The sequence below is a fragment of the Psychrobacillus sp. FSL K6-2365 genome, from assembly GCF_038003165.1.
Lineage (GTDB): Bacteria > Bacillota > Bacilli > Bacillales_A > Planococcaceae > Psychrobacillus > Psychrobacillus psychrodurans.
Genome location: NZ_JBBOOO010000001.1, coordinates 2,580,644 through 2,601,698, shown reverse-complemented (window position 1 = coordinate 2,601,698; position 21,055 = coordinate 2,580,644). Strand labels below are relative to the sequence as shown.

29 protein-coding genes are annotated in these 21,055 nt (G+C 35.1%); 28 read left to right on the top strand and 1 reads right to left on the bottom strand.

The genetic code is table 11. From position 1 onward, the window contains the following. Window positions 1-72 precede the first annotated feature (72 nt). The 4 genes from MKY29_RS12945 (at window position 73) to MKY29_RS12930 (ending at window position 2,063) form a co-directional block, all read left to right on the top strand. On the top strand, window positions 73-468 hold the full coding sequence (locus tag MKY29_RS12945) for a replication terminator protein (protein ID WP_340878934.1): 396 nt from the start codon (window positions 73-75) through the stop codon (window positions 466-468). A 52-nt stretch (window positions 469-520) separates the two neighbouring features. Beyond that, window positions 521-1,231 carry a hypothetical protein gene (locus MKY29_RS12940; protein ID WP_340880021.1) on the top strand — a complete coding sequence of 237 codons (711 nt, stop codon included), beginning with the start codon at window positions 521-523 and terminating at the stop codon, window positions 1,229-1,231. Window positions 1,232-1,276: 45 nt separating this feature from the next. Then, window positions 1,277-1,723 (top strand): DUF1064 domain-containing protein, encoded by a 447-nt coding sequence (locus MKY29_RS12935; protein WP_340880020.1) that lies wholly within the window; start codon window positions 1,277-1,279, stop codon window positions 1,721-1,723. 94 nt (window positions 1,724-1,817) lie between these two features. Beyond that, complete coding sequence (locus MKY29_RS12930) at window positions 1,818-2,063, top strand: hypothetical protein (RefSeq protein WP_340880019.1); 246 nt, start codon at window positions 1,818-1,820, stop codon at window positions 2,061-2,063. 116 nt (window positions 2,064-2,179) lie between these two features. Here the strand turns inward: MKY29_RS12930 and MKY29_RS12925 are convergent, their stop codons facing one another. Continuing rightward, the gene (locus MKY29_RS12925; RefSeq protein ID WP_340880018.1) at window positions 2,180-2,797 is read right to left on the bottom strand and encodes a DUF421 domain-containing protein; all 618 of its coding nucleotides are present in this window, start codon (window positions 2,795-2,797) and stop codon (window positions 2,180-2,182) included. A 669-nt stretch (window positions 2,798-3,466) separates the two neighbouring features. Between MKY29_RS12925 and MKY29_RS12920 the strand changes: the two genes are divergently transcribed. The 24 genes from MKY29_RS12920 to MKY29_RS12805 all read left to right on the top strand — a co-directional run bounded on the left by MKY29_RS12920 (window position 3,467) and on the right by MKY29_RS12805 (window position 20,994). Further along, on the top strand, window positions 3,467-3,679 hold the full coding sequence (locus MKY29_RS12920; RefSeq protein WP_340880017.1) for a hypothetical protein: 213 nt from the start codon (window positions 3,467-3,469) through the stop codon (window positions 3,677-3,679). Further along, window positions 3,669-4,082, top strand: a complete 414-nt coding sequence (locus MKY29_RS12915; protein WP_340880016.1) for a hypothetical protein — start codon at window positions 3,669-3,671, stop codon at window positions 4,080-4,082. Before MKY29_RS12920 ends, MKY29_RS12915 begins: the two co-directional genes overlap by 11 nt. Continuing rightward, the gene (locus tag MKY29_RS12910; protein WP_340880015.1) at window positions 4,079-4,432 is read left to right on the top strand and encodes a hypothetical protein; all 354 of its coding nucleotides are present in this window, start codon (window positions 4,079-4,081) and stop codon (window positions 4,430-4,432) included. Before MKY29_RS12915 ends, MKY29_RS12910 begins: the two co-directional genes overlap by 4 nt. 1 nt (window position 4,433) lies before the next feature. Further along, window positions 4,434-4,835: a hypothetical protein gene (locus MKY29_RS12905; RefSeq protein ID WP_340880014.1), complete on the top strand. Its 402-nt coding sequence runs from the start codon at window positions 4,434-4,436 to the stop codon at window positions 4,833-4,835. 16 nt (window positions 4,836-4,851) lie between these two features. Then, complete coding sequence (locus MKY29_RS12900) at window positions 4,852-5,244, top strand: hypothetical protein (protein WP_340880013.1); 393 nt, start codon at window positions 4,852-4,854, stop codon at window positions 5,242-5,244. Between the two features lie 21 nt (window positions 5,245-5,265). Beyond that, on the top strand, window positions 5,266-5,427 hold the full coding sequence (locus MKY29_RS12895) for a hypothetical protein (RefSeq protein ID WP_340880012.1): 162 nt from the start codon (window positions 5,266-5,268) through the stop codon (window positions 5,425-5,427). Between the two features lie 235 nt (window positions 5,428-5,662). Continuing rightward, window positions 5,663-6,253 (top strand): hypothetical protein, encoded by a 591-nt coding sequence (locus MKY29_RS12890; protein WP_340880011.1) that lies wholly within the window; start codon window positions 5,663-5,665, stop codon window positions 6,251-6,253. Between the two features lie 79 nt (window positions 6,254-6,332). Further along, on the top strand, window positions 6,333-6,653 hold the full coding sequence (locus MKY29_RS12885; RefSeq protein WP_340880010.1) for an HNH endonuclease: 321 nt from the start codon (window positions 6,333-6,335) through the stop codon (window positions 6,651-6,653). A 4-nt stretch (window positions 6,654-6,657) separates the two neighbouring features. Then, complete coding sequence (locus MKY29_RS12880; RefSeq protein ID WP_340880009.1) at window positions 6,658-6,969, top strand: hypothetical protein; 312 nt, start codon at window positions 6,658-6,660, stop codon at window positions 6,967-6,969. A 109-nt stretch (window positions 6,970-7,078) separates the two neighbouring features. Then, window positions 7,079-7,441, top strand: a complete 363-nt coding sequence (locus tag MKY29_RS12875) for a hypothetical protein (protein ID WP_340880008.1) — start codon at window positions 7,079-7,081, stop codon at window positions 7,439-7,441. A 31-nt stretch (window positions 7,442-7,472) separates the two neighbouring features. Further along, entirely contained in the window at window positions 7,473-9,065 is a 1,593-nt protein-coding gene (locus MKY29_RS12870; protein ID WP_340880864.1) for a terminase TerL endonuclease subunit, read from the top strand. A gap of 14 nt (window positions 9,066-9,079) precedes the next feature. Then, complete coding sequence (locus MKY29_RS12865; RefSeq protein WP_340880007.1) at window positions 9,080-10,222, top strand: phage portal protein; 1,143 nt, start codon at window positions 9,080-9,082, stop codon at window positions 10,220-10,222. Then, on the top strand, window positions 10,223-10,954 hold the full coding sequence (locus tag MKY29_RS12860) for a head maturation protease, ClpP-related (protein ID WP_340880006.1): 732 nt from the start codon (window positions 10,223-10,225) through the stop codon (window positions 10,952-10,954). Between the two features lie 44 nt (window positions 10,955-10,998). Continuing rightward, window positions 10,999-12,174, top strand: coding sequence for a phage major capsid protein (locus MKY29_RS12855; RefSeq protein WP_340880005.1), 1,176 nt, complete (start codon window positions 10,999-11,001; stop codon window positions 12,172-12,174). Between the two features lie 41 nt (window positions 12,175-12,215). Continuing rightward, on the top strand, window positions 12,216-12,407 hold the full coding sequence (locus MKY29_RS12850) for a termination factor Rho (protein WP_340880004.1): 192 nt from the start codon (window positions 12,216-12,218) through the stop codon (window positions 12,405-12,407). Between the two features lie 6 nt (window positions 12,408-12,413). Further along, the gene (locus MKY29_RS12845; protein WP_340880003.1) at window positions 12,414-12,728 is read left to right on the top strand and encodes a phage head-tail connector protein; all 315 of its coding nucleotides are present in this window, start codon (window positions 12,414-12,416) and stop codon (window positions 12,726-12,728) included. Next, window positions 12,712-13,062 carry a phage head-tail adapter protein gene (locus MKY29_RS12840; protein ID WP_340880002.1) on the top strand — a complete coding sequence of 117 codons (351 nt, stop codon included), beginning with the start codon at window positions 12,712-12,714 and terminating at the stop codon, window positions 13,060-13,062. The genes MKY29_RS12845 and MKY29_RS12840 overlap by 17 nt, the downstream gene beginning before the upstream one ends. Then, a complete protein-coding gene (locus MKY29_RS12835; RefSeq protein ID WP_340880001.1) occupies window positions 13,055-13,459 on the top strand; it encodes a hypothetical protein in 405 nt (134 codons plus the stop codon). Before MKY29_RS12840 ends, MKY29_RS12835 begins: the two co-directional genes overlap by 8 nt. Beyond that, on the top strand, window positions 13,449-13,865 hold the full coding sequence (locus MKY29_RS12830) for a hypothetical protein (RefSeq protein WP_340880000.1): 417 nt from the start codon (window positions 13,449-13,451) through the stop codon (window positions 13,863-13,865). Before MKY29_RS12835 ends, MKY29_RS12830 begins: the two co-directional genes overlap by 11 nt. Beyond that, window positions 13,866-14,456, top strand: coding sequence for a phage tail protein (locus MKY29_RS12825; protein WP_340879999.1), 591 nt, complete (start codon window positions 13,866-13,868; stop codon window positions 14,454-14,456). Window positions 14,457-14,507: 51 nt separating this feature from the next. Continuing rightward, window positions 14,508-15,005 (top strand): hypothetical protein, encoded by a 498-nt coding sequence (locus MKY29_RS12820; RefSeq protein WP_340879998.1) that lies wholly within the window; start codon window positions 14,508-14,510, stop codon window positions 15,003-15,005. Between the two features lie 188 nt (window positions 15,006-15,193). Further along, window positions 15,194-17,980: a phage tail tape measure protein gene (locus tag MKY29_RS12815; protein WP_340879997.1), complete on the top strand. Its 2,787-nt coding sequence runs from the start codon at window positions 15,194-15,196 to the stop codon at window positions 17,978-17,980. A gap of 35 nt (window positions 17,981-18,015) precedes the next feature. Continuing rightward, the gene (locus tag MKY29_RS12810) at window positions 18,016-18,744 is read left to right on the top strand and encodes a phage tail domain-containing protein (RefSeq protein ID WP_340879996.1); all 729 of its coding nucleotides are present in this window, start codon (window positions 18,016-18,018) and stop codon (window positions 18,742-18,744) included. 15 nt (window positions 18,745-18,759) lie between these two features. After that, complete coding sequence (locus tag MKY29_RS12805; protein WP_340879995.1) at window positions 18,760-20,994, top strand: glycosyl hydrolase family 28-related protein; 2,235 nt, start codon at window positions 18,760-18,762, stop codon at window positions 20,992-20,994. The last annotated feature ends 61 nt before the right edge of the window (window positions 20,995-21,055 follow it).

Sequence of the window (21,055 nt, the reverse complement as noted above, 5' to 3'; positions counted from 1 at the left end):
AGGTTGGCGTAAGGAAAAGCCCAGTGTTAATAAAAATGGTATTCAATTAGAAAAACTTAGGAGGAAACATTCATGAAACAAATCATTGATTTAAACACATTCGCAAGCGGAGCTCTATCTGAAAAGGTAAATATAGAGATACAAAAGGCACTTGATAATATAGCAGATCCAAACACGGACCATAAGAAAGCTAGAAAAGTGAATGTAAGCATCACCTTAAAAGCTAACGAAAAACGTAACCTTGCAAATGTGATTGTTGATACTAAATCAACACTAGTTCCAGCAATGGGTGTTGAGACTGAACTAATTATTGATTACACACCAGATGGGAAGATCACAGGTGCAGAACTTAAGAGTGGAATACCTGGGCAATCATATATGAGTGACAATGGAGAGGTTTTGGATGACAAAGGGAAACCACTTCCAGCAGAAGAGCCTATCAACAAAAAAGTAGTTCAATTCAAATAAATTCTAGCAATCTATCAAACAAAAAACCAAAAACCGAAAAGAGGAAATTATAATGTTAAAAGAATTCGTATCGTATTTATTGGAGTTAAAACGTCCGGAAACAATCGAAGCTGCTGGGAAGGTTTATTCTACAAATCAGCTATACCGTTTGGACAAAGAGCAAGAAGTTAGTGCAATCAATGTACGTAGCCTTTCAGGTCTTGTTGATTATGTTAAATCAAATTTTGATCACGACCGTCCTGTGATGATTCATGTTAAATCTCCGACTGAAGTAAATGTATTTGATGCCTTAAACGATATAAATGACCGTAGAACTTACGTTAAAGCAGGAGCTCTACTACCAACAATTACATTTGAGCGTTTCATTGATCGTGAAGAATTCCAAATTATGCTGCAGGCTTGCTTTGTTCAAAATGAGCATAAATCAACCGTTTTAAAAGTTATTAGCTCAATAGTAGAGGATAGCGGAGTAACTACGGTAGATGATGGTATTAGCCAACGTGTAACTGCAAAAACAGGGGTAGCTACAGTAGAAAATATAAACATCCCTAATCCAGTAACGCTAAAACCATTCCGCACATTCGCCGAGGTATCACAACCTGAATCGGAATTTGTATTACGTCTTAAAGAAGGTGGTCGTGTTGGATTGTTTGAAGCTGATGGTGGGGCTTGGGAATTAAATGCGATGGCCAACATTGCGACTTATTTGGAAGAAGCATTAGCAGATGAAATTGGAAATGAAAAAGTTTATATCATCGACTAATTGTGAGGGGCTTTATGCCCCTTTAATTATATAAGGAGTGGCAATATGGCTGAGACTAAAACAAAGTATAACAGTAAAAAGATAGAGCTAGATGGTCATGTATTTGATTCAAAAGCAGAAGCAAGGTATTACGAAGAATTAAAGTTGCAGCAGGAGCAATCAAGGATCTTATTCTTCCGGTTACAACCTAGGTATGAGCTCCAGGAGAGCTTTAAGAAAAGTGGAAAGCTCCATAGAAAAATTGAATATGTAGCAGACTTTGAAATACATCATCTGGATGGATCTATTGAAACAATAGACGTAAAAGGATTCGAAACAACAGACTTTGCAATTAAACGAAAATTATTCGAAAAGAAGTTTCCTCACAAACTTACATTATGGGCATTCTCGCAAGTAGACGGAGGATGGATTGAATTAGATGAGCTGAAGAAGGCAAGAAGATTGAGGAAAAAAACTAAGGCTGCTTTGAAAGCTGAACTGTCTATTAACTAAGTTATCAACAGTGCGGATAAGTTGTGTGAGAATTCAAGAAACATCTCGTTTGTAAGTCGTATTAGACACATTACAAAGTTAAGAAAGGAAATATATGAGTAAATCATTTAAGCATTATCAAGTTATCGAAACAGAAGGTATGACAGCCGAAGAACTACAATTCATTTTAAACAAAGCGACAAGTGATTTCCCTGAAAAACAAATAGACCACGTGATCGGTACAAAAATCATTTTAAGTTTTGAATCGATACTTAACGAAAAGGGACGTATGGAAGCGCAACTTCAGAAAATGTCGAATAGCGTAGTTATTTTAGATTCGAACACAGGGTTAAGAGTATAGGTTGCTAAGACGTATTTGACACAGAAAGCGACATAGAAAGAATGATGGCAATGGAACTTAATAAAAATATATCCAGACCTAGCCACCTAACAGCGAAACAGTAAAATTTAACTGATTTATTGAAGGTGTTCATCTATTTGTTGGGAATGTCCATTTTCAATTTCAGAAAAAATATTAGGGCTTATATTGGTGTCTTGTGTTTTATTTTGAATACTATTCTGATTTAGTTGATTTAAAACAGCGTCTAAAGTATTTTGAATCTTTTTAACATCTTCTTTTGTTGCAAACTTCTTTTTTTCGACAAGGGAATATCCTAATTGACCACTGGGTTCTAAAGTTGCCCACTGTACATCAGAAATACTTTCTATTCCGTTTTGTCGCAATCTCATTTCAAGCTTGTCAACAGTGAGTCGCACCTTATATAAATTTTTTTCTTTTAGTTTTCCATTTTCAATAATTATTTTTGCCTTACCTGTGAAAAACGTCTCTGTAAAGTCCCATTTTGTTTGAATGAATTCGATAATTATTAAAGTTATTATGAGAATGGCTGCAAGCAAAAAAGTAGTCCACACACTTTTATTTGCAATGGGCTGTATTAAGAGTGTCCCGATAGAAATCATAATTACTGTTTGTGATATTGTCATTTGGGAAATAGATCTTCTTCCGGAAAAACGTATTAGCATTATACCAACAACGATAATTAGAATCGATTTCCATATTAAATTAAGGTCCATTTTTATATCCCTCTTTTTTGTTTAAATGTTTGTATGTGCTTGAATTTTATACAAGCTAAAAGTTTAAATTCAGTAAGGGAGTCATTTACGGTATTCCTTTATAAAAACAAAATAAACTAGAGTGCCATATAAAACTGTAGTAGTGGTTATTATTGCGGTTACTTGCAGGATTGCTGTACTTGTTTCCATGAACTCCACCTCGTTTTATATTTAGTAAGGGGAATATAGATAAATATTATCTAACTTTAAAGGTTAGTTTATGATTTGTGTCGACTAACCAACGAAATGATCAAAATAGACAAATAAAACTAAAGAAAAAACTATCAAGATTGTAATGATTAATACAAGCTTTTTATACCTAGAATATGGTCTTAAAATACAGAATGAAAATACTCCTACACAAAGGAATGAGATTGCAATTATTAAATATGCTGTTATGGAACTAGTGCTGTACATGTTGCACGACCTTTTAAAATTTTAAATGAAAAGCAAAGTTGCCATCTAGCCTTCAATAGAAGCATGCAAATTAAAAGGAAGTAGCATGTGCCGGCTACTTCCTGCAGGAGGTGCTACTTACAAAAATAGTATAAGCAACCATGAAAAATTTAATACATGATTTTTGAATATCACAGTTCGGAATAAAAGATGTCGCAAGAAAGGAGCTAACCAATGAACTTTCTTAAAGCAAAATCAATCCTACAAGACGCATTAGACCATCATTCGACAATTAGTATACCAAAACTTAAAAAGCTTATGAGCGCCTTAAATATGAACTTAGAATCGACGGAAACAAAAGAGGTTAAGTATTTGAAGAACGAAGTGAAGAAATTGCATAAACATATTAGGAAATTACAGAAGGAGTTGGCGCAAAATGACGGATAAGGAGCGTTTAAAAATCATTAGAGAAACACCACATTTGATAACTTGTGATGTATTATCAAAAGATTTTAAGTGGCTTATCGAACAAGCCGAAAAAATTGAATCATTACAGAGTCAACTGGATGCAAAATTAATCTTTATCAATAACGGTTGGGAAGAAGAAAGATATGCATTGCAAGATGGAAATATGAAACTACGTGAAGAAATCGAACATTACAAAATGAAATACGAAAATACAGGTTCCATGTTTGGTAGACAAGCTCAACGAACTTTGCTTGATGAAAATAAGCGGTTGAGAGAAGCATTGGATTTTATAGCCAACACGAATAAAGATGCTTTAACTCATCAATGGCATGCAGAAGAGTTTAGACATATAGCGCATCAAGCATTGGAGGAATCCAAATGACCATAGATGAAGAAATCATAGCAAATCCCATTTTACGTGAAGTGTGTCAGTTGCTGACTACTCCGTATCAAAAAGAAATGCTGAGTACTCAAACTGCTAAAGGGATTGCCAAATATCCTAATACTGTGAGTGTGGATGACTATTCAATTATTGGATGGATTGACCATAATGTACAGAAGCTTATTGATTCGACTGTTTACTACAAAGCATTGAAGAAAAAGATAGAAGCTGATATTGAATTACCAAAATGGAAATATTATATGTGGCTTATAGATCGTGGAATTAATAGTAACATTGACAACCTAAACGACTTGGAATTTATCAGAAACTTATATTTGGGCGGTGAGTAAAATGACCATAACCAAAGTGCAACGTACTGATCGCCTTAAACTATTATTCTTACAAAAAAGAATCGAAGAAGAAGTATGTGCCAAATGTCCAAATCATAACAAAGTTTCTCAAAAAGAATGTTTATCGTGTCACTCTTTTGAAGAACTAAACAATATAGGGAACTGGCTATTAATTAATACTGCAAAATCAAGGGATAGAAGCGTTGAAACGATTAATAAGAACAATCCTTCACCTTATGCTCCAATGACGCTAGAAACGATTAAAATCGACGAATACAAGCTAATGAAATCGAGAGGAATGAATGACAAAGAGATTGCTATTCAATTAGGAGTTTCATTTAAATCATTCAGAGTGTGGAAGGATAAGGTTGGATTGGTTAAAAGAAAGGCTATCAATTCATGAAAGGTAAGTGATGCATATGTATGAGTGGCTTAATGACTATCGAAAGCTTGAAGATGAAATTGCATATTTAGAATTTAATCTTGAGCGTTCCGAAAATGAATTGAAGCGATGGACAAGTGGTGACTTATTAGGTGTTAAATTAACCGCTGAATCTAATGGGGCTAAACTCGAAGAAGCCATTGAATCTATTAAAATAGAGTTAGAGCATAAGCGGAGTGATTTAGAAAAACTAGTAAATCTGATTGGAACCTTTAGAGGTTTGGAAAACAATATTCTTTATAAAAAGTATGTGGAAGGCAAAACATTAATATCAATTGCAGATGAACTGGACAAAAGTCCAAACTACATTTATAACAAACACGCTCAAATGATGCGCATGATAGAGTATGCGGAAAGTGTAAATAGTTGAGAGGTGAAAGGAGTTAAATGAATGGACTTCACAATAAAATGTAACAAATGTGGGTACTTAGAAAAAATAGAAGAAAATTTCTTTAAAAAAGATGATATTAGCATTGAAATTGTTGGTGAAGAAGTTGTAAGAATAAAATGCAGTTTTTGTAACAATGAAGTTTATAGTAGCGTTGAAATATAATACGTATTAGGTGAGGTTAACTTAATGTCAAGTTGTGTAGAATCAATATGAAGTATTGTAAAACCCATTTATTATAAGAGTATAAAGAACCGACAAAAAAAGTTCTTTAAAGTTTTCTCCCTTCGAAAAAGCATCTGGACTTAATTGTTCGGGTGCTTTTATTAAATTATCAAAATTCTGTTAGTGACAATCATTTCCATTCACATTATGATTATTGTGAGGGAGGTGATTATAAATGGGACATCCATTTAAAGAGTTTGCTAAGGATTTAGTAAAGCTATTAAAAGAAGACGGAAAAGAATTCCTGGATATCAAAGCAAGTGTGCAAAAAAATCAAATATTAATATTTGATAGTACTCTTCCAATTGAAGAAGGAGATCGTTTAGTACGCATGCTTTCAAATGGTCTAGAAGAAAGTTATATAGTAACAGACAGAGGATTTCGTCAGGGTCTTGATTCCATAGGTCCATATTACAAATGCGAAGTACAAAAGGAATCTTCAATGAAGTATAGAGAATGGTCTTTATCAAACATTACGAATCACTTTTATGGACCTAACTCAAGGATGAATGTGGGTTCTACAGATAATTCTACAAACATCAATAATGTTAATCATGGTAGTGTATTTGATGAACTAAGGGCTGCTATTACTGAAGGTATCCATTCTAAAGATGACTCGAGGGTTCTTTTGGAGTTAGTTGATAGAATGGAAGAAACTCAAGGAACTCCAAGTTTTATTGAAAAATATAAAAACTTTATGGAGACAGCAGCGACTCATATTTCAGTAATATCACCAATTCTTCCAGCGCTAACACAATTACTGTAATAAATAAATTAATATTTATTTCAAAAAGCTTACTAATTAAATAGTAGGCTTTTTATTATACATAAAAGGTGGTGGTGTATTGGAACCAGAACGATTAGAAGAATTACAACAACTAATTCGGAATGATAGTCTCATTAAGTTCTACAAGTCTAGAGAATGGCGAGAACTTAGACAAGAAGCATTACGAAGAGATAACTATGAATGTCAATTGCATAAGAAGAAAGGGAAATATCATAAGGCCGAATGTGTTCACCACATGAAAGAGGTTAAACCATTCCCTCATCTTGCACTTACATTATCTAATCTCATGTGCTTATGTAACGTTTGTCATAATGAAGTACATGGTCGTGTAGGTGGTCAATACAAGGACAAACAATTTACTAATAAAGAATGTTGGTGAGTAGATGATTATCAAAGACAACTCAATCGAATATGATACAGACTTTATTGATGCTGCAATTGTGGATGACAATAGAAACTCTATTCAACGTGATGTACTCAATGCATTTAGTCGGTTAGCTTACTACTATTACGCAAGGGTAAGAGACTGTGTGAACACACGTAAGTGTAAGAAGCTTAGCATTGATGTTGTACGTGAAAGATTAATCAATGGTGATCTATTGGCATTCACTATTCAAAAAACAAAGTTAAACGAAGAACAAATTCATTATTTAATTAATCATGTTGAAAAAATATTTCCTGCTCTCGTCAAATAATACCCCCGGTCAAAAACAAATGACTTTTTCGTTGGGGGACGGAAACGGGAGGGGGAGATCAGTAAAAATATTTTAGATGATTTTCTCACATAAAGGGGGAGGGGTTGAGGTGGCTAAAATAAGCAAAGCAAACCAAAACATATTAATACAAAAAGAAATCGATCGCTTGAATTCTATTTTTATCAATTTGCCGGAGAGAGATAGGGAAGTGGCCAAAGGATTAATCGAGCGAATTGCATTCATGACAGTCCAATTAGAAATATTAGAAGAAACAATTAAAACTAAAGGGCCAACTTATTTGTTTAAGAACGGCTCTCAGCAAATGCTTGTCGAAAACCCAGCGCAAAAAAGTTACAACACAACCATGAATCGATATACGGTAGCTTATGATAAATTGTTTAACCTTCTAAAGAAATTAGAAAATGACGATGGTGACGGAGCTGCTGCAAGTGGAGATTTTGAAGAGGTATAAATATCATGAGTATATCGATGAATACATCCGAATGGTTGAGAAAAATGAAATTGAGACTTGCAAAGAGCAGAAGCAGCTTATCAAATTTTTACGGTGGAAGTTAGACCAACCTGGTGTAGTTATCGATGCAGAAGCTATTGAAAAATCTGTAACGGTTCCAGATAAGTATTTCCCTTTTAGTCTGTTTGCTTGGCAACGTTTTATAAACGCTTTTATATACGGTGTACGCTACGAAGATGGTCAGCTGATGTTTGACCGCTTTTTTATTATGATTGGTCGTGGAGCGGGTAAAAACGGCTATATATCGTGGAATGGCTTCCATATGTCCACTGGGCATCATGGAATTGATGAATATGATATTGATATTGTAGCTACTTCTGAAAAGCAGGCGAAGACAAGCTTTAATGATATTTTTAATGTATTAGATAAGCACTGGACAAAGATGAAGAAAGCATTTTACAAGTCCAAAATGTTGATACAACATCGTGGTACCAAATCCAAAATTGAATACAACACCTCTAACGCTCGTACGAAAGATGGAAAACGTACGGGCGTTGTTATTTTTGATGAAGTACATGAGTATGACAACTATGGCAGCATTAAAGTATTTACATCTGGGTTAGGAAAGAAAAAGGATCCACGTACTTTTTATATCACAACAGATGGTGATGTTCGTGGTGGAGTATTAGATGATTTGAAAGCAGAATCACAAATGGTTTTAAATATGGAACTTCCACACTCTACCCTCTTCCCTTTTATCTGTAAGTTGGACGACATAGAAGAGGTCAAAGATGAATTGAAATGGGAAAAGGCTAACCCATCTTATCGATATAACGTTAATTTACAACGCGAAATGAAAAAGGCCTATCACGATATGGAATTTAATTCTGCTATGCGTATGGAGTTTCTAACCAAACGAATGAACTTACCACAGGACAACACTAGAAAAGAGGTTGCTACTTATGAAGAAAGACTTGCAACTAATCAACCGTTTCCAGAAGACCTAAAAGGAATTGAAGTAATAGGTGGAGTAGACTTTGCTCAAATTAGAGACTTTTGTTCAGTTGGGGTGCTTTTTAGGAAAGATGGTAAACGCCATTGGATGCAACATACCTTTATGCACCATACCGCGCCTAAGCTTCAGGATATTAACAAAGATATCATTCAGTTGGCAATTGAAAAGGGATTACTCACAGTTGTCTATGAAGATTCTATTAGTTCTAAACATGTTGCTGGATGGTTTAAAGATATGAGTAAAAAATTTAGAATCAAGAAAATCAATATGGACCAATATCGTTCTTCAATATTAAAAGAAGAATTAGAAGAGTTAGGTTTTGAAATAAATATTGTGCGTAAAGGTCCAGCAACACACGCTATGTTATCTCCTTTGGTGGAAGAATTATTCGTTAAGAAAAATCTAGTATTTGGTGATGATCCTTTAATGCGCTGGTACGTGGGGAACGTATACAAAGAGGAAAAAGGAAATGGTAATATTGAGTATCTTAAAATTGATAAAGAAAAACGCAAAACAGATGGCTTCTTTGCTTTCTTACACGCTCTTAATAGTGATGGAGAAATAAAAGAACCGAAAAAATTAAAAGTCTACAAAACAATTAACTTTTAAAGGTGGTGAGATGATTGAGTTTTTTCGATTGGTTTCTTAATGGCAATATTGTCAAAAATGGAAGTTTAGAAGTTTGTAATTTTGATATACCAGTTGAACTTTTCTATAAAAAGCTGGCAATAGATAGTAGTGTTAATTTAATAGCAAATGCGATGGTGAAGTCGAGGTTCCGAACACTAGAAAAAGGGAAAATAAAAAAAGGTGAGGTCCATTATTTATTTAATGTGAAACCAAACAAGAATCAAAATGCATCTGAATTCATTCATAATTTCACTTCCAACCTTTTGTATAACAATAAAGTTCTGGCAGTTATGCAAGATAAAGAACTATATATAGCAGATAGTTGGGAAAGAAAAGAATTTGCAATGAAAGAAAACTTATATAACAAGGTAACCATTGGGGACTTTACTTTCGATAAATCTTTTAACGAGAGTGAGGTTTTTTATTTTAAATTAAACAATGAAAATATCACCAAGGTAATTGATGGATTATATAATTCTTACGCTAAACTTTTATCAGCTTCAATGAGTACCTTTAAGAAAAAGAATAGTAAAAAATTCTTTGTCAAAATAGGTTCTGCATTTTCCCAACAAGACGAAGATCAAGAAGATTTATCAGAACTACTTTCCGAGCAGTTTAAAAAGTTCTTTAATTCGGAAGGTGATGCATTATGGCCGTTACAAGAAGGATTGGAATTTGAGGAAGCAGATAAAAACATAACTCCAGCCAATATGACTAGTCGTGATATTAGAGCAATTGTGGATGACATATTTGATTTTGTGGCAATGGCATTCCACATTCCTAAGGGATTGTTAAAAGGAGATGTTGCAGATGTTGGTGAAATGACGGACAACTTTTTGACTTTCTGCATTAATCCAATTGCTGAATTATTGGCAGATGAAATCAATAGCAAAATGTATACAAAGAGTGAATACCTTGAAGGTACTCGTTTGGTAGTCGATACACGATTAATTAAGTCGGTAGATATATCGGTAATGGCAAATGCAGTAGATAAATTCTTATTATCAGGTACACATAATATTGATGAAAATAGAGACATGATGGGAGAAGAACCGCTCAATGAAGATTTTTCTACTAAATATTACGTCACGAAGAACTATGCTTCTAGTGAAGAAATAATGAAGGGAGGTGAGTAAATGGCAAAGAGAAAGTTTAAGAATGAAAAATTTAACGACCAAGTACCAAAGATTAATAAAAAGTTCGAAGCGGTTACTAACGTAGCAACATCTACGACAGAAATTATTGTTTATGGTGACATTGGTGATTCTTGGTGGGGTGACTCCATTTCAGCTAGTGATATTGACCGAGCATTGAAGGATGTGAAAACTGATAACATAACTGTTCGAATTAATAGCCCAGGTGGAAATGCCTTTGACGGTATTACAATCTATAATCGATTAAAGGATCATTCAGCAAAAGTAAAAGTAATTGTGGACGGGTGGGCATGTTCTGCAGCTTCCATTATTGCTATGTCAGCGGATGAATTGGTTATGAATACTGGCTCTATGTTAATGATTCACCAGGCATCTATAGGCATTTATGGAAACAAAGATGAACTTGAAAAAGAAGCGGAACTCTTAGGGAAGTTGGATAGCAATCTTGTTGATATCTATATGACGAAAGCTTTAGTGGACCGTAAAGAAATAGAGCAAATGGTGAAAAATGAGACGTGGTTTACTGCAGAGGAAGCTATTGCTATAGGATTTGCTACATCTGTGGAAGACGCCCATGAAGGTACTACTAACCAAGATGCTGAGGCATTCAAAAATAGTGTGTTAGCTAGATTTAAGAAGGAGCCGCAACAACCAGCTGCATCTGCTACAACAAATAATATACTGGCAAATTTCAAGCGCAACTCAAACGAGTAGGCGTTTTTATTTTGTACAAAAATTAGATAACGGAGGTCATTTACATGACAGGAATTAAAAATCCAGATCGCAAAACATTAGTGAAAGATAAAGACGAACAAATCAATGCAATGAAAGCGGCTTTTGAAAGTGGAGATCCACATGAAGTTGCTCAACGCATTGTCGAAAACTATGAAAGTAATGCAGCACATTTCGAAGATTTAATGAATACAACGATTCGTGAAGCCAATCGTGCCAATGAACAACAATGGGATGCAAGCGTGTTAGCTTCTCGTGGAGTTAGAGTATTAACAACTGAAGAGAAGAAATTCTATAATGCTGCCATTGATGTTCAATCATTTGACGGAGTTTCTGCATTAGTTCCTCCAACCGTATACGAGCGTGTATTTGAGGATTTAGCACTTGACCACCCATTACTATCCAAAGTTAATTTCCAACGTGTAGGAGCTACCACACAATGGGTAGTGCGCAAGGATGGAACAACAACGGCATTCTGGGGCGATGTATGTGACGATATTAAAGAAATGGTCGATCACGGTTTTACGACAATTGACCAAGGAATGTACAAACTTAGCGGTTTCTTAGTTGTATGTAAAGCTATGTTTGAACTTGGTCCTGAATGGTTGGATCGTTACGTTCGTGCTTTTTTAACCGAAATCATTGCTGCTGAATTAGAAAATGTAATTATAAATGGTACTGGTAACAAACAACCAATTGGAATGATTAAAGATTTAAATGGAGCTGTAACGGCTGGTGTATATCCAGATAAAGCCACAGTTGCATTAGTTGACTTCAAACCTTCTACAATTGGAACAGAGATCCTTGCTCCAACTACTAAAGGTGGTACTCGTCGTTATACAGGAGTTACTTTAATTGTGAATCCACTTGACTATGCTTCAAAATTCTTTGCATTAGGTGCTAAACAAGCAAACGATGGTACATGGACATACGACAACTTCTCTGTACCAGGATTAGAAATCGTTCAATCTCCTGCGGTACCAGTAAATAAATTAATTTCCGGTAATCCAAAAGATTACTTCATGGGCGTAGCTGGTGAATCAAAATTAGAATCTACAGACGTATTACGCATGGTTGAAGACCAGCGTCTATACTTGGTTCGTCAATTAGCAAACGGACGTCCGCTCGATGCAGATTCATTCACTGTGTTTGACATTACTAATACGGAATTTGTTCCAGTAGAAGTTGTTCCTACTCCATAATCGGAGTAGGTTCTTTCATTAAAAAATGGGAAGGTCGTGAAATGATGGCTCACAAAGTGATTGTGCGTTTCAAAGAAAATAAACATGATGGCCATATTTATAAAATCGGTGATGAATACCCGGTTAAAGGAAAGAAAGCGACAAAAACACGTATTGATGAATTATCTACTACTGACAATTCATACAAACAAATTTTCATTGAAGAAGTAGCTCCTGTAAAAGAAAAGGAGTGATAGCTAATGGCTTTAACTTCGGAACAAACTAATTCGATACTTTCTGATGTGAAAAACTTTTTGAGGGTAACTTGGAATGAGGAAGATGAAGAGCTAACGAGAATGATTCGACGATCGATGGCTTATTTTAAGTCTATTACAGGAGCAGAGTTAGATTATGTTGTGGATGAACGAGCAAAAGACCTTCTTTTAGAGCGATGTCGCTATGTCTACAATCGTTCTGCTGAAGAGTTTGAAAATAATTTCCGTCACGAATTATTAAATCTTCAATTTCGCGTGGCAGTAGATGAAAGGCGTGAACGTCTTGAATCAGAAACATGATCCGTTTAATGATGGGTTTTTATTTTATGGTCATAATAAAACTCGACTGTCCCCTACAAAGAAAGCTATAGGAAAAGATTTTACTCAGGAAGGTTTTCTTGCTTTTACAGAAATGAGCGCAAGAGATCAAGACTACTCCTTGGTAGATGCTTTAGGAAGTACGCTTGATTTGAAGCTTAAAACGATGTATCCGATTCATCTTGAAAAGAAGTTGCTTAATAAGTTTATTGTGCGAATTAGTGGGATTGAATATGAAACGATTAAAATTGATCGTGATAGAAATAAAGATACTTTGTTTTGGTATTTACAGAAGGTGGGGGAAGTTATTGAATGAAATAGTTAAAACACATATTCAAGAAATAAAAAGCGAAATTGTTGCAGCTTTAGAAACTAACTTCCCTCTCGTCCCCTTGTTTGAAGACGAAGTGCCTGAAGAAGAAACAAAGAAATATGATGAAGGTGCCCCATATTATCTAATAGTCATGAAAATGGGGGCATTTGAAAAACAGGACAATAAAAAGTTTTTGTCCCAACCTATTTCTATTGATTACTATTCAGAGAACCGAGATGATGTGGATGAAACTACCCTTGATATCATCTCAGTTTTAAAAACAATTAAGACTGTTTCCTTCACTGATTCTGACAAGTTCCGAGCACGTCACGCCAATTCAAATAGATTCGTAGATGTAGTTAGTATTAATTTTTCAAGGATGACGAAACTTGAGTGTTAGATTTGAATTTGACTTTGAATCCTTCGTAGAAATGAGGCAACGAATCGAACAAGTTGGCAGTGATATTGAAACAGAATTAAATCAGATATTAAAAAGTGAAGGTAAGAAATCAATCGAACCATCTATTACTAACTTAATACCGATTTCTTCTAAGCCGCTTGGAAGGCATGCTCGCTCTAGTAAGTGGTCCTCTCAGAAACTGGGAAATTTAGAGGTAACTATTAAAGCCAAAGGTTCTGCTAAAAAGCCTGGAACATTTGGTTATTTAGTATTTCCGAATGAAGGACGAGGTCCGAGAAACCATGTTGAACAGAGGTTTATGGAAAAAGGTAGAGATTTAGCAATACCTTCATTAATTGAAGTTACGCAACAAAAACTAGTAGAAAGAATAGAGGAGGCGCTATAAATGGTTCAAGTGGTAACAGAGTTTGATACTACTAACATTAAAGATGCAGCTATACAGTTTAAAGAAAGTGATGGAACATATGCACCAGGTACATCATTTGGCTGTTTAGGTACATTAGAGGGCGAAGCAGAAACAACGCTTATAGAGAAAAAATGCGGAGCTGTAACGATAAAATCGAAAACAAAAACACTTCGTTTGAATATGACAGTATCAGGACACATTCCACTAGCTGTAGCACGTGATTATTTTGGTTTATCAAATGTTGACCTCAAACCAGGTATCTGGGCAGCAGGTACGAAGACTATTGGCAAAGACTTCAAATTAACTGTAACTGCAGTAGATGAATTTGAAGATAATGAAAAGTTAATGGCATTCCCAAATTCTTCGAATACGGTTGGTTTTAAAATTCAACCAATTGAATCAGGAACAGAGGAAATTGCTATGTTGGAGTTGGAATTTGTTTCACTACCAGATGAATTGAGTAATTTCTATTACGAAGCAATTGTTGCAGAGTTGGACGATCCGACTATTGCTGATTCGTGGCATACAGAATTTACAACAGCACTTGTGGAAGCAGTACCAACACCATAATGAAAGCTCACTTAAGTGGGCTTTTTTTATTTGTACAAGGGAGGAAATAAGGTGACGAAATTACAATCAGTTGAATTAAAAGAATATGAGATCGTTGAAGTTGATGGTGAATTCGAAAGAAAAGAAATAAGTTCTGAAAAACATCCTCTTTATTTTACTAATAGATCGTTGTTAGTAGGTAAGCAATATGGAATTTTAGAAAAAGGGTTAGAACAAGAATTATTTTCATTTTTAGCTGTAATAGATCCAAATTCTATTAAAGAAATAACAAAAGGTGGAGAAATAGAAACAGATCAATTGGTATCTATCACTAAGCTTATTTCATTGGACCACATGAAAGATATCATATGGCTTGCGTATGTAGGGGCTAAGACAGGCGAATGTTTGGATAATGAAGAGTTTAAAGAACTTTATGACGAAGACTTTCAAACAATTATGTCTGTGTATATGAGTATATTGACAAGCAACTTTGAAAATCAGAACAAACAAAACAAATTTAAAGAGGATTTAAATAAATCCCTTGGCAAGATAAACGGTTTAAAAAAGTAAAACCTCCACAGCTCACTATTGAGTGTGTGGAGGATCTATACGCTTGGTGTACGGTGACTACGGGAATTTCACATGAAATATTTTGGAATGAACCTCTCCCTACATTCAACCGAATCTATGAAGGTCTTATAGCTGTGGAGTCATGGAAGAATAACCCGAAAACTTCGGGGTAGATGTGAGGTGAGAAAATGGCGAATAATCCAGAAGCAAGAGTTACTGTCAAGATGTTTGCAGATGACTTTAAAAAGGGTGCCGCAGAACTAAAAAACGAAACCAATACGCTCAACAGAGAATTCAAATTACAACAAGAGCAAATGCGTTTGACTGCAACGGAAACTGAAAAGCTAGAAGCTAAAATAACATATCTCTCTCAAAAACAAGATATTGCGAGAAGAAGCGTTGAACAAAGTCAACTAGCGTATGAAGAAGCTGTAAGGTTGTTCGGAGAGAACTCTCAAGCAGCTCAAAATATGGCGAGGAATTTAGACAACGCTCGTATTGATGAACAAAGGTTAAGTAATGAAATAGAGATAGCAAACAGGGCGTTGCAAAACCAAAGCGGTGAGGTTGAGGAAACTGCTGCAGAAATAGAGGAATTAGGGGCAACATTAGAAAGCACAGGACAAAGAGCCAAAGACTTCGGTGATAACCTAACAGATGCCGGTTCTAAAATGACTGTAGGTGTAACCGCGCCAATTGTTGCCGCAGGTGGTGCTGCTATAGCTTCTGCTATCCAGTTTGAAAACGCTTCGGCTAGAATTCAAAATGCATTAGGTATTACCGCTGATGAAGCTGAAGCATTAAGTGAGTCTGCTAAAAACATTTGGAAGGAAGGCTTTGGAGAAAGTTTAGACGAAGTTACTGAAGCATTGGTTCGAGTGAAACAAAACATGAAGGATATTGGAGATGGCGATGAGCTAGAACGAGTTGCCAGGGATACAATATTACTAGCTCAGACATTCGATGCAGATTTAAATGAAGTAACAAGAGCTGGAAATAACCTAATGCATAACTTTGGGGTTACTTCTGAAGAAGCATTTGATTTGATGGCATATGGTGCTCAAAACGGCTTGAACTTTAGTAATGAATTATTTGATAATGTGGCAGAATACTCAGGGTTATTTAGTACATTAGGATTTGAAGCGGAAGAATATTTTCAAATACTTCAAAAGGGTTCCGAATCAGGAATTTATAATCTAGACTATTTAAACGATGTCATTAAAGAATTTGGTATTCGCATTAAGGATGGCAGTAAAGCAACAGGTGAAGCGTTAAGTTATTTATTTCGTTCTGACGAATTCGATAATTTCATGATCAATTTGCAAAATGGCGGTACTAAAACAAAAGAATTTATGGAATTGGTAGCAAGAGAAGGTCAAAAAGATGCCGAACAACTAGTAAAGGATTTAGAAAAAGGCGGCGCAGCGGGTGTAAAAGCTTATGATTATTTAGAATATCAAATGGGTAAATCAGGCGAGTTGATACAAGGTTTATCAGATGGTTCAATTCGCGGGGCAGATGCCATGCAAACGATACTAGAAAAAATCAAAGAAATTGATGACCCAATGACCAGAGCGCAAATAGGAGTTTCTTTATTCGGTACCAAGTGGGAAGATTTAGAGGAAGATGCAATGTTCTCCTTAATCGGTATAAATGGAGAAATTGAAAACTTAGAAGGTACGATGGAAGGTATAGCAGATGCTCAAGAACAAACCTTTGGGCAAAGGTTTCAAGCTATATTCAGACAAGCACAAGCAGCGTTATTACCGCTTGGTACAATTCTTTTGGATATGGCTGAACAATGGCTTCCAAAAATATCGGCAGCTATACAATCAATGGTTACTTGGTTTACGAATCTTTCACCTGCTATTCAAAACGTAATTGTTATACTTGCTGGAGTTGCAGCGGTAATAGGACCAATACTCGTAGTGATTGGGACAATGGTAAGCGCCTTTGGTTCAATAGCAATGGCAGTTGGTAAAGTAATCTCTATACTCTCAAAGCTAGGGCCAATATTTAATGCTATTAAATTAGGGATTGCAGTAATGAGTGGCCCGATAGCCTTGGTAGTTGCAATAGTAGTTGGGTTAGCGGTAGTAATATTTAGAAACTGGGATGCGATAAAAAATAAAACTGTAGAAATTTTCAACTCAGTGAAAAATTATTTGACGACTACATGGACAAGTATTAAAGCATTCTTATCTGTTTTATTTGCAGCTATTTCCGCTATTGCAAAAACTGTTTTTAATGGTTTGAAATCTTACTTCACAACAGTGTTTAATTTTTATAAAACAATCATTACCGGTGTTTGGAATGCTATTAAATCATTTATAACCACAACATTTAATGCTATTAAATCAGTTGCTACAAGCGTATGGAATGGAATCAAATCTACAATTACTAATGTCACTAATGGATTAAAAACTAGCATAATAGGAGCTTGGGATAGCATTAAAAGTACCACTACAAGCGTGTGGAATGGAATTAAAAATGCTATAACAAATCCGATAGAAACGGCTAAGAAAACACTGTTAGGTATCATTGATACTATTAAAAGTGCTTTTAGTAAAATGAAAATCACTATACCTAAGCCAAAGTTGCCTAAGATAGATATAAGTATGGGGAAGAAGACGATTGCAGGTGTTGAAGTTCCATATCCGAAATTTGATATTTCTTGGTTTAAAACAGGTGGTGTATTCACTCGTCCAGTGGTTGCAGGAAATGCAGGATTTGGAGATGTAGCAGAAGCAATCGTTCCATTCGAAGGTTCTCATGCTGCTAGGATAGCTGGATTAATTGCAGTACAACAAAAGAAACTAGAAAGTGCTAGTAACACTATTTCCACACAACAACCAATCTATATTAGAGTTGTTTCAGAGCTAGACGGTCAAGAAGTGGCAAACAATCAATATCAATACTTAGATGGTATGACCACATCAAATTACAACATGACTAAGGTGGTGAAAGGGTATTGATCAGTTGCAAAAACTTTAAACTTTACAACAAAGATATGACTCGATCTATCGATATGTCACGTGAAGGGATTTGGGTAGAAGATGTGAAAATACCAGCTGTCGTACCCGAACACTATTCTGAAAAAGTGGAGGACCTGGACGGCTCCATTTATTTATCCACTTATTTAAAAGAACGCCCAATAACAGCGTACTTACAATTTGAAATTTTAGATGGTACATCAATAACGACCTATAATAGACATTTAAGTGGGTTGTTTAATCCGAAGGAACAATATTACTTAGTAATAGATGAAGACCCTTCTATACGTTACAGTGTGCGTATATCAAACGGATATGAAATTGATGAGCTTTCATGGGAAGATGGTAAATTTGAAATTGAGTTTATTATGTTCAATCCTTTAAGAGAATCAATAAATTTAGTTAAAAAGAGTTTCACTATATCGTCATTCAACTTTAAAAATGGTGGCAATCAGTTAATCGATATGACGAAGCAAAATGAAACTGAAATTACATTCAAGGGTGCTTCAACTAATCTAACAATTACTAATGAAACTACTGGAGATGTGTGGCGATATAATGGTTCTACAACAGAACTCGAAATCATCAAATTAAAGGGGGTACAAGCCTTCAAAAATGAATCTAGTATATTTGGTCAAACTAACAAGAAACTACTCTCTTTTGAAGTAGGAAATAATGAATTTACGGTAAGCGGTGCTAGTGGGGAATTTGAACTCACAATCAGCACACGCTTTTATTTTTTGTAGAAAGGAGTTGTCTAAATGCCATTACAAAATACATTCACTCTTGATGTCGATTTTAAAGTAAGAAATTTAATTAATGAACCTATCGTAACTCAAAATGATGAAGTAACTTTCATACTAAATGTTTATGACGATGGGCAAGAATTTGCTCTATCCAGTGTATCTACATTTACCCTAGTAAGTGTACGAACTGATAAACAATCAGTTATGACGCTTGGAAATAAAACAGGTATTAATCAAATAACCTTTGCATTAGGTTCTACTGAAATTTCTGTTGTTGGGAAAATAAACGCAGTAATTCAGTTATATGATGTGGACGGTCGTGTATCAACATTGCCATTCACATACCAGGTACTTAAAGACCCTGCGACAAATTATGTGCCATCCACAGATGAACAGACGTTAATAGAGTTAGTTCTTGGACAAGGTCCTGCAATTTTAGCAGATGCAAAACAAGCAACAGTTGATGCTAATGCAGCAGCACAGAGTGTAGAGCAAATTAAAAATGAAACTATGGCAGTAAAAGATGCGACTGAGCAAGTAAGAATAGATACTCTTGCTGTTAAGAATGCTACGGAAATCATTAAAGATGAAACTATTGACGTTAAGGATGCTACGGATATTGTTAAAAATGAAACTGAAATATTAAAAGTATCTACCGAAAAGGCAAAAGATGATGCTATAGATGCTACGAATGCTATTAATCTAGTTTTGCCAAATGTATTGAATTTAGGGTATATAGAACCTTATGATGCGACTACTCAATATGAGAAAAACAATATTGTAAGGCATGGCAAAAATTCATATATTGCTTTACAACCAACATTAGGAAATGAACCTACTGGAACAATCGACTCTCCTTATTGGGGTGTACTTGCGGTTGGTGGTATAGATGGACTGGGTTCAGTTATTTCTGTTAATGGTGTTGGTCCTAATGCTAACGGAGATGTTATTTTAACGATACCTGACCCGGATTTGAGTGGACTTGCGACTAAGGTAGAATTGCAGGCGTTGGACGACGAGGTTACCAGTTTGCAAGAAGAATTAGTTAGCTTTGACCAACGATTAACTGATATCAGGGTAAATGTTAAAGATTTTGGAGCATTAGGTGATGGTTCCGATGATACACAAGCTTTTATTGACGCATTACTCTCTTTGAAACAGAAAAGAGATAGTTATAGATTAATAAATGGATTTCAATCTAATACAGGAACTACATTAACGCTAGATATACCATCCGGATTTTATAAAATCACTCAAACTATAGGAATACCAAAAGGAATTACTTTAATTGGTGTAAATAATGGTGCTGCGGTATTTACTGAAACAAATATTACAATCTTCGATGTATTAGATGACATTCCTGAAAGAGTGGTGGAGGGTGCTTTACAAGACGAAGATTTATATACGGAGATTAAAGGATTGTCTGTATTTGGTCCTCTGTATGGTACTAATCCCTTTGCTGCTTACACAGGCGGTTCTGCTACTTCTTGTGGGATTGTTGTAAATACACACCGAGTGAGAATTAGAGGTTGTAATATTGTTGGTTTTAGAAATTCAGGTATTGTAGTGAATAAAAAATACTACATTACAATTAAAGATAATAAATTGACACATAGTGGTAAAGGTATATTCTTAGACGGAGGAACATCCGATTTCGTTACGGCAACAAAAGTAACACATAATGAAATACGGTTAAATGGGCAGGGTGTAAGTTTAAATAGAGCTTTTGGTAATTCAATTAATGACAATACAATTGAAAGTAACATTGCTAATTATCTTCCTGGTACAGATACACAACCAGTGACACACCTTTCGAAAGGGAAAGCTATTGTATTAAGAAGTTCGCATGAGAATACATTTAAAAATAATTATGTTGAAAATCACATTGCTAATATACTGTTTTACAATAGTTATTCCAATAATATAAGTGATAACTATCTAGTAGCAGGGAACGATGCTACTAACCACCACCAAATCATTTTTGATGGTAATAATAATTTTAATAACCTACTCTCATTTAACGAAATGCGAGGTGGAGTAGGAACAGTTTCTTCGCTAATAACGGTATACGATTACAACTCAGTGCAAGGTACTGTTTTCTACACTTTTAACCTAGATGATATACTCTCTCAAAATAGTATATGGAATAACGGTTTTATTGGAGTAGAAACAAAGGCACCGATAATAATTGAGCCGAAGTCAAACAGAATTTATAAAAATAAAGTGGTTAAGAATATTACCCTTTCATAATGGTTTATTTTTGTAGAAAACCAATCATAAGTAAAATTTCCAAAATTTATATACACTATAG

Bases quoted from the DNA above. Each gene is read 5' to 3' on its own strand.
- MKY29_RS12905 (WP_340880014.1), top strand. From the start codon at position 4,434: ATGACCATAACCAAAGTGCAACGTACTGATCGCCTTAAACTATTATTC.
- MKY29_RS12915 (WP_340880016.1), top strand. From the start codon at position 3,669: ATGACGGATAAGGAGCGTTTAAAAATCATTAGAGAAACACCACATTTG.
- MKY29_RS12845 (WP_340880003.1), top strand. From the start codon at position 12,414: ATGGCTTTAACTTCGGAACAAACTAATTCGATACTTTCTGATGTGAAA.
- MKY29_RS12825 (WP_340879999.1), top strand. From the start codon at position 13,866: ATGGTTCAAGTGGTAACAGAGTTTGATACTACTAACATTAAAGATGCA.
- MKY29_RS12895 (WP_340880012.1), top strand. From the start codon at position 5,266: ATGGACTTCACAATAAAATGTAACAAATGTGGGTACTTAGAAAAAATA.
- MKY29_RS12925 (WP_340880018.1), bottom strand. From the start codon at position 2,797: ATGGACCTTAATTTAATATGGAAATCGATTCTAATTATCGTTGTTGGT.
- MKY29_RS12850 (WP_340880004.1), top strand. From the start codon at position 12,216: ATGATGGCTCACAAAGTGATTGTGCGTTTCAAAGAAAATAAACATGAT.
- MKY29_RS12880 (WP_340880009.1), top strand. From the start codon at position 6,658: ATGATTATCAAAGACAACTCAATCGAATATGATACAGACTTTATTGAT.
- MKY29_RS12805 (WP_340879995.1), top strand. From the start codon at position 18,760: ATGCCATTACAAAATACATTCACTCTTGATGTCGATTTTAAAGTAAGA.
- MKY29_RS12815 (WP_340879997.1), top strand. From the start codon at position 15,194: ATGGCGAATAATCCAGAAGCAAGAGTTACTGTCAAGATGTTTGCAGAT.
- MKY29_RS12860 (WP_340880006.1), top strand. From the start codon at position 10,223: ATGGCAAAGAGAAAGTTTAAGAATGAAAAATTTAACGACCAAGTACCA.
- MKY29_RS12935 (WP_340880020.1), top strand. From the start codon at position 1,277: ATGGCTGAGACTAAAACAAAGTATAACAGTAAAAAGATAGAGCTAGAT.
- MKY29_RS12920 (WP_340880017.1), top strand. From the start codon at position 3,467: ATGAACTTTCTTAAAGCAAAATCAATCCTACAAGACGCATTAGACCAT.
- MKY29_RS12890 (WP_340880011.1), top strand. From the start codon at position 5,663: ATGGGACATCCATTTAAAGAGTTTGCTAAGGATTTAGTAAAGCTATTA.
- MKY29_RS12855 (WP_340880005.1), top strand. From the start codon at position 10,999: ATGACAGGAATTAAAAATCCAGATCGCAAAACATTAGTGAAAGATAAA.
- MKY29_RS12870 (WP_340880864.1), top strand. From the start codon at position 7,473: ATGGTTGAGAAAAATGAAATTGAGACTTGCAAAGAGCAGAAGCAGCTT.
- MKY29_RS12900 (WP_340880013.1), top strand. From the start codon at position 4,852: ATGTATGAGTGGCTTAATGACTATCGAAAGCTTGAAGATGAAATTGCA.
- MKY29_RS12930 (WP_340880019.1), top strand. From the start codon at position 1,818: ATGAGTAAATCATTTAAGCATTATCAAGTTATCGAAACAGAAGGTATG.
- MKY29_RS12910 (WP_340880015.1), top strand. From the start codon at position 4,079: ATGACCATAGATGAAGAAATCATAGCAAATCCCATTTTACGTGAAGTG.
- MKY29_RS12810 (WP_340879996.1), top strand. From the start codon at position 18,016: ATGACTCGATCTATCGATATGTCACGTGAAGGGATTTGGGTAGAAGAT.
- MKY29_RS12945 (WP_340878934.1), top strand. From the start codon at position 73: ATGAAACAAATCATTGATTTAAACACATTCGCAAGCGGAGCTCTATCT.
- MKY29_RS12940 (WP_340880021.1), top strand. From the start codon at position 521: ATGTTAAAAGAATTCGTATCGTATTTATTGGAGTTAAAACGTCCGGAA.